Annotated in this window: 6 protein-coding genes; 3 read left to right on the top strand and 3 right to left on the bottom strand. The window is 61.5% G+C overall.

Annotated features, from left to right (window positions below; genetic code table 11):
* Window positions 1–6 precede the first annotated feature (6 nt).
* The 3 genes from tssK to tagH are packed head-to-tail and all read right to left on the bottom strand — an operon-like array spanning window position 7 to window position 3260.
* A complete protein-coding gene (tssK, locus tag AOA59_RS15995) occupies window positions 7–1341 on the bottom strand; it encodes a type VI secretion system baseplate subunit TssK (protein WP_065931920.1) in 1335 nt (444 codons plus the stop codon).
* Window positions 1342–1359: 18 nt separating this feature from the next.
* Window positions 1360–1869 (bottom strand): type VI secretion system lipoprotein TssJ, encoded by a 510-nt coding sequence (gene tssJ / locus AOA59_RS15990; protein ID WP_099488269.1) that lies wholly within the window; start codon window positions 1867–1869, stop codon window positions 1360–1362.
* 56 nt (window positions 1870–1925) lie between these two features.
* On the bottom strand, window positions 1926–3260 hold the full coding sequence (gene tagH, locus AOA59_RS15985) for a type VI secretion system-associated FHA domain protein TagH (protein ID WP_099488267.1): 1335 nt from the start codon (window positions 3258–3260) through the stop codon (window positions 1926–1928).
* A 393-nt stretch (window positions 3261–3653) separates the two neighbouring features.
* Between tagH and tssA the strand changes: the two genes are divergently transcribed.
* From tssA to tssC, 3 genes are read left to right on the top strand one after another with little or no spacing between them, the layout of a single operon-like run.
* Window positions 3654–4673 carry a type VI secretion system protein TssA gene (gene tssA, locus AOA59_RS15980; protein WP_069787143.1) on the top strand — a complete coding sequence of 340 codons (1020 nt, stop codon included), beginning with the start codon at window positions 3654–3656 and terminating at the stop codon, window positions 4671–4673.
* Between the two features lie 54 nt (window positions 4674–4727).
* On the top strand, window positions 4728–5234 hold the full coding sequence (gene tssB, locus AOA59_RS15975; RefSeq protein WP_017135823.1) for a type VI secretion system contractile sheath small subunit: 507 nt from the start codon (window positions 4728–4730) through the stop codon (window positions 5232–5234).
* 2 nt (window positions 5235–5236) lie between these two features.
* Window positions 5237–6733, top strand: a complete 1497-nt coding sequence (gene tssC, locus AOA59_RS15970) for a type VI secretion system contractile sheath large subunit (RefSeq protein ID WP_056860861.1) — start codon at window positions 5237–5239, stop codon at window positions 6731–6733.
* Window positions 6734–6815 lie beyond the last annotated feature (82 nt).

The raw sequence follows: 6815 nt of genomic DNA, 5'->3' as shown, positions 1-6815 counted from the left end.
CGCCAATTATCCTCGGATCGCCCAGAAGGCCAGGTTCAAGCCCGGGAACTGCCCGGCGATATGGAAGGCAAACCCGCCGGAGTTGTTCAGTTGCTGCCAGTGCTCGCTGCCACGGTCCAACTCGTAATAGGTGGAGCCTGCGTGGTAGGGGATCTGGCGTGGCGCCACCGGCAACGGCAACAGGCCGATGCCCGGCAGTTGCAGGTTGACCATGTCGCGGATGTGCTCCACCGAGCCGACTTTGCTCTGCTGGCCGAAGCGTGCGCGCAGGGTTTCGCCGGGCACGTCGGCGCGGACCACGAGGATGAAACTGGCACTGTCGAGCAGGGTTTTGTCGGCGAGCATGGCCACGTGGATGCCGTAGGCTTTTTCCACAATAGGGATCGGCGTGGCTTTGCTGTCGATCAGCATCGACAAGGCTTCACGCAATGCTGCCATCACCGGGGCAAAGCTCAGGGCCAGGTCATCATGTTGGTATTGCGGGTATTCCTGCGGGCGCCGGCCCGTGGTGGAAAACGTGGCGAACTCACCCGCCAGGCTCACCAACTCGCTGAAAAGCCGCTCAGGGTGCAGCGGGCTCAACTGGCTCAAATGCTGGATCAGCGGCTGCGCCCGGTTGACCAATTGCAGCAGCATGAAGTCGGCAATTTCCGAAGCACCACCCGCACCCGAGGCGACCACGCGGCCCGCCAGGGCTTCGCCGCGCTGGTGCAGCAGGCCGAGCAGTTCGCTGCGAAAGGCAGTCAGTGGTTTGCTCGCGGCCACGTCCAAAACCGGTGGGATATACGTGTCGTCGAGCACCAATGCACGATCGGCGCGCTTTTCCTTGATGCGCACCAGGCCAATGGCGGCGTAGTCACTGATGCCATCCTGCGCGGTCAACAGGCGCAGCGCTCGGGAGCCCACGGCCACTGGTGCGCGGTTTTCAAACGGCGCGTTATCGTCGCGCACTTCGCGCACCTGGCTTACGTAGCGCGCCGCTTCCAGCGCTTCACCTTCATCCACCGTGTCTCGCGCACCGGCGCGCTTGAGCGGCAAGGCCAGGTACACCAGGCCGTCGCGCAGGTTGTCGTCGATATTCAGCGGGCTCGGCGCCAAGTCGTCCTGGGGAATATTGAACGGCGTGCCGTCGGGCAACAGCCCACGCGCCGACACGATCGCCAGCTTGCCCTGGGCCAGCAGGCCCTGGTCAATAAGCAACTCGGAAAAGCCCCAGGCACCGGCGGACAACGGGCGGCTGCGCGCGTCGATGAGGTTTTCCAGGTAACGGTCATGCTGCTGGAAGTGCTGCGTTCCGATGAACATGCCTTCCGACCAGACCACGCGATTGTTCCAGGACATGGGGGCTCCGAGGGTTTCTTATTGGGCAGGGCTGGATGGGGGAACCACGACGTCGGCGCGTACGGCACGCACATCGAGGCTGATCTGATATTCGGTGTATTGGCGCGCCGGTACAGTGAGCACCGTGCGCCATTGCGCGCGGTCCAGCTCGCGATAGCCCACCAACAAGCCGATCTGGCGTGTGGCGGGGTCAAGGTCGCGCTGTATGCTCAGTTGCTGGCCGGGCTGGATCATCACTTCATCCTGGTCCAGCAGGTCCAGGCCAAGGGTGGATTGCGCGCGATCGGCCAAGGCGAAGTAGTCGGAGCGACTGAAGGTGGCGGCGTTTTTCAGTTCGAAAATGCGCACCCGTACCGGAGCGGCCTGGCCGTTGGCGCCGGGGTTTAGCCCGGCAATGGCGTGAAAGTGCAGCTCGACGGCGGCAGTGCCCGCCTCGGCTTCAGTGGCAGCCTCGGGTTTGACCGCGTCCTTGGCACACGCCGTCAGCAGCAGTGCGGTGGCGGCTGCGAGTAAAAACCTGGGAATCATCCTGCGTCCTCAATGACGTACTTAGCTATCCGTTTTATCCATTATTGCGGCGCGTTTTAGCGTCGCTGTCGTGCGCTGTGTTCTTCATATGCACGGCTGAATTCGCGACCGAACAGGACCTGGAAATCTTCCTGGGCCTCACGGGAAATATTGCTGTAGAGCTCGGTGAACTGCTGCCAGTACTGCGCCTGGCGCGAACCGTTGAACAGGCTCGACAGCCCGGCGGGCTTGCCCATGCGCTCTTCCAGCTGTGCCGGTTCAAAACGCGTGAGCAGGTGTTTGATCGCCGCTTCCACACCGGCCATCACCGCCAGTTGGTGGGCGCGCAGGTCGTCGAAACTGTCGCGCACGGCAACGTCCGGCGCCATAAACGCTTGGTTGCCATGACGAAGCAGCAGCAACAAGGCTTCGTCAGCATTCGGCGCAAATTTCAACGGGTTGTTTTCAGCCGGCTGGATCATCGTCTGCTGCATGCGGAACTCGCCCTTGAGGCTGGCGCGGGCACGCAACACGTCGATCAGGCCTTCGACCATCAGGCGGTAGCTGCGGCCGATGCTTTCCATTTGTGCTTCGGCTTGAGCCTTGTCGAGACGCAATTGGTCCAGCCCGGCGCCGCGCAGGAAAGCCTGGAGCAGGTCGGGCGGCGAGGAAATGTCCGGGGCGGCCGCGGCCGGCTGCATGATTGACGCGGGGGATGGTTCAACGGGTGCAACCGGCTGGGGAGTTGCTACGACGGGCGCTGGCGTGTCGCCGAACAAGTCCCAATCTTCGGGAATCACCGAGCCTGACACTGCGGGCTTTTCGACCACAGGCACCGCGACCGGCGTTGGCGGACGAAAATCGTGCTGCTCGCTGGGTACGTGGTCCGCCACAGTTGGCGGCGGCACGGTGGTCGGGGTGAGGAAGTCGAACAGGTCCGGCAGCGTGTCCATCGACGAGGCGCCCTGGAACTGCGGCGCGATCACAGGCGCAGGTACAGGTGCAGGCTTGTTCGCCACCGCGCCCATCAGCGCTTCAAAACTGTTCGCCGAATCGCCGCTGAACGGCTGGCTATCAAGCGCCTGCACGTTGAAGTCGATACGCGCCTGGATCTCGTAATCGCCGATGCGGATCAACTCGCCATCTTGCAACGGCTCGCTGTTCCCTCTACGCATCCGGATGCCGGCGTTAACCAGCTCGACTCCGTTTGTGCTGTTATCGGTCAGATAGTAACGGCCATCTTTGTATTGAATAACGCAATGTTGCGAGGAGACTAACCGCTCTGGATCAGGCAATACCCAGTCATTGTCGGAATTGCGGCCAATAGCCATCACGCCCTGATCCATGGACTTTTCAGAGCATTGCCCAGGGGTAATCTTGTGATAACTAGTGATAGTCAAACACAGCGACATCTTGCCTCCTTGCTGATACATCGCGCGCGGTCTATTCCAAGGGAGGGCGTTTCCCGTAAACGCCCTGCCAAGTCGTGCAACCGACCGTAAAATCTGCTTTTGTCAGCATGATCGCTGATCTTAACCGGCTTCCGTGACAAAAATCCTGTCTTGGGCCGCCGTCAGACCCATCAGTCGCGCAGTGTGTTAAACACCGCACATCTGTCACAGAGGGCGAGTAGCTTACCTTGACAACGCGTAACTACTACACCAAAAATGCACAACTTCTTGAACATAAGTGATGGCACTATAGTGGCACGCTGACTATATGACCAAGAAAACATGCAAAGTTCATAGCGTAACTAATGCATGCATTGCCCGCCGTCTAACGGGCTGATAAGGAGATCGAATCAAGTGGATGTGCCGTTGCTGCTCGCCGCCGTTTCCGCGACTTCGCCCTGTGGTGAAGACCTGGAATATGACGCGCAATTCCTTCAACTGGAACGTGACGCCAAGGGCCAACCCGAGCGCAGCATGGGCGACTCGATCCTGCCCGCCGAACCACCGCAATGGCGCAGCATCCAGCAGCAAAGCCTCGATTTGTTGCAACGCAGCAAAGACCTGCGCATCACCCATTTCCTGTTGCAAAGCTCCCTCGCCCTCCAGGGTGTGGCCGGGCTTGCCGAAGTCCTTACGTTGATCAACGCGCTGCTGCGCGAATACTGGGCCGACCTGTACCCGCGCCTGGATGCCGACGACGATAACGACCCCACCGTACGCATCAACGCCCTGTCCGGCTTGACCAGCGACGCGACCATTCGCCTGCTGCGCGAGAGCATCCTCACGCGCTCGCGCACGTTCGGGCCGGTGAGCCTGCGCGCGGCGCTCAACGCCAGCGGCCTGTCGAACTTCCCGGATGAGCAACTCGGCGCGCAGCAACTCAATGCCGCGTTCCTCGACAGCGACGCCGAACACCTGCAAGCCACGCGCGACGCCTTGAGTGCCGCGCGTGCCGCCTGCGAGGCCATCGAACAACAGGTCAGCGACCAGGTCGGCTCGGCCCAGGGCGTAGACCTGAGTCTGTTGAAGCAGCCGCTCAAGCAGGCGCTGCAGATCCTCAATCAAGCCGTACCCGACCCTGCAGGCAGCAGCGAACCCGAGGCCGTCAGTGAAGACAATGCCCCCTCGGTCGATTTCGCCGCCGCCCCCGCAGCACCGCGCCCCACGGGCGACATCGCCACCCGCGATGACGTGCTGCGCAGCCTCGACAAGATCCTTGCGTACTACACCCGGCACGAGCCTTCGAGCCCGCTGCCGGTGTTGTTGAACCGGGCGAAGCATCTGGTGCACGCCGACTTTGCGGCCATCGTGCGCAATCTGATCCCCGACGGCATGTCCCAATTTGAAAACCTGCGCGGCCCGGAAAGCGAGTAAGCCGCCGGACTGTGCAGTAACAACACCGTCGCTCAAGCGACCAGGAGCAGCAACGTGGCGAAGCAAAGTTCTCAGAAATTCATCGCGCGCAACCGTGCGCCTCGAGTGCAGATCGAGTACGACGTCGAGCTTTACGGCGCCGAGAAAAAGGTCCAGCTGCCCTTCGTAATGGGCGTGATGGCCGACCTCGCCGGCAAGCCTGCCGAGCCGCTGGCGCCTGTGGCTGATCGCAAGTTCCTTGAGGTAGACGTCGACAACTTCGACTCGCGCCTCAAGGCCATGCAGCCACGCGTAGCCTTCCACGTACCGAATGAGCTGACCGGCGAAGGCAACCTGAGCCTGGACATCACCTTCGAAAGCATGGACGACTTCAGCCCGGCCGCCGTGGCCCGCAAGGTCGATTCGCTCAAGCAGTTGCTCGAAGCCCGCACCCAACTGGCCAACCTGCTGACCTACATGGACGGCAAGACTGGCGCTGAAGAAATCATCATGAAGGCGATCAAGGACCCGGCACTGCTTCAGGCACTTGCCAGCGCGCCTAAGCCAGCAGGGGATCAGTAATCATGACCGACAATACCGCCCGCGAAGGCTCCCAGATTCTGGGGGCTACCGAAGAAGCCAGCGAGTTCGCCAACCTGCTGCTGCAAGAATTCAAGCCCAAGACCGAGCGTGCCCGCGAAGCCGTGGAAACCGCCGTGCGCACCCTGGCCGAGCAGGCTCTGGCGCAGACGGACCTGGTTTCCAATGACGCGATCAAGTCGATTGAATCGATTATCGCGGCCATCGACGCCAAGCTCACCGCCCAGGTCAACCAGATCATCCACCACCCGGATTTCCAGCAGCTCGAAAGCGCCTGGCGCGGCCTGCACTACCTGGTCAACAACACCGAGAGCGATGAGCAGCTGAAGATTCGCGTGCTCAATATCGCCAAACCTGAACTGCACAAGACCCTGAAAAAATTCAAGGGCACGGCGTGGGACCAGAGCCCGCTCTTCAAGAAGATGTACGAAGAAGAATACGGCCAGTTCGGCGGCGAACCGTACGGTTGCCTGGTGGGCGACTACTACTTTGACCAGTCGCCTCCGGATGTCGAATTGCTGGGCGAGTTGTCGAAAGTCTGCGCCGCCATGCACGCGCCATTCATCGCGGCCGCTTCGCCGACCGTGATGGGCATGGGCTCGTGGCAGGAACTGTCGAACCCGCGCGACCTGACCAAGATCTTCACCACGCCGGAATACGCCGGCTGGCGCTCGCTGCGTGAATCGGAAGACTCGCGCTACATCGGCCTGACCATGCCGCGCTTCCTGGCGCGCCTGCCGTATGGTGCCAAGACCGACCCGGTGGAAGCCTTCGCCTTCGAAGAAAACACCGACGGCGCCGACAGTTCCAAGTACACCTGGGCCAACGCCGCTTACGCGATGGCGGTGAACATCAACCGTTCGTTCAAACACTACGGCTGGTGCTCGCGCATCCGTGGCGTGGAGTCCGGCGGTGAAGTGGAAAACCTCCCGGCCCACACGTTCCCTACCGATGACGGTGGCGTGGACATGAAGTGCCCGACCGAAATCGCCATCAGCGACCGCCGTGAAGCGGAGCTGGCCAAAAACGGTTTCATGCCGCTGCTGCACAAGAAAAACACCGACTTCGCCGCGTTCATCGGCGCCCAGTCGTTGCAGAAACCGGCCGAATACGACGACCCGGACGCCACCGCCAACGCCAACCTGGCTGCGCGCCTGCCGTACCTGTTCGCCACCTGCCGCTTCGCCCACTACTTGAAGTGCATCGTGCGCGACAAGATCGGTTCCTTCAAAGAGAAGGACGAGATGCAGCGTTGGTTGCAGGACTGGATCCTCAACTACGTCGACGGCGACCCTGCACACTCCACCGAAACCACCAAGGCCCAGCACCCGTTGGCCGCCGCCGAAGTGATCGTGGAAGACGTCGAAGGCAACCCGGGTTACTACAACTCCAAGTTCTACCTGCGCCCGCACTACCAGCTCGAAGGGCTGACGGTGTCGTTGCGCCTGGTATCGAAACTGCCATCGGCAAAAAGCGCGTAACTAACGGTTGAACCGGCTCTTCTGTGGGAGCCGGGCTTGCCCGCGATGCAGGCACCTCGGTTTGTCAGTCAGGCCGCGGTGA

The sequence above is a fragment of the Pseudomonas sp. 2822-15 genome, from assembly GCF_002742515.1.
Taxonomy (GTDB): Bacteria; Pseudomonadota; Gammaproteobacteria; order Pseudomonadales; family Pseudomonadaceae; genus Aquipseudomonas; species Aquipseudomonas salomonii.
The sequence above is the reverse complement of the archived record's forward strand: the minus strand, read 5'-3'. Positions and strand labels throughout refer to the sequence as shown.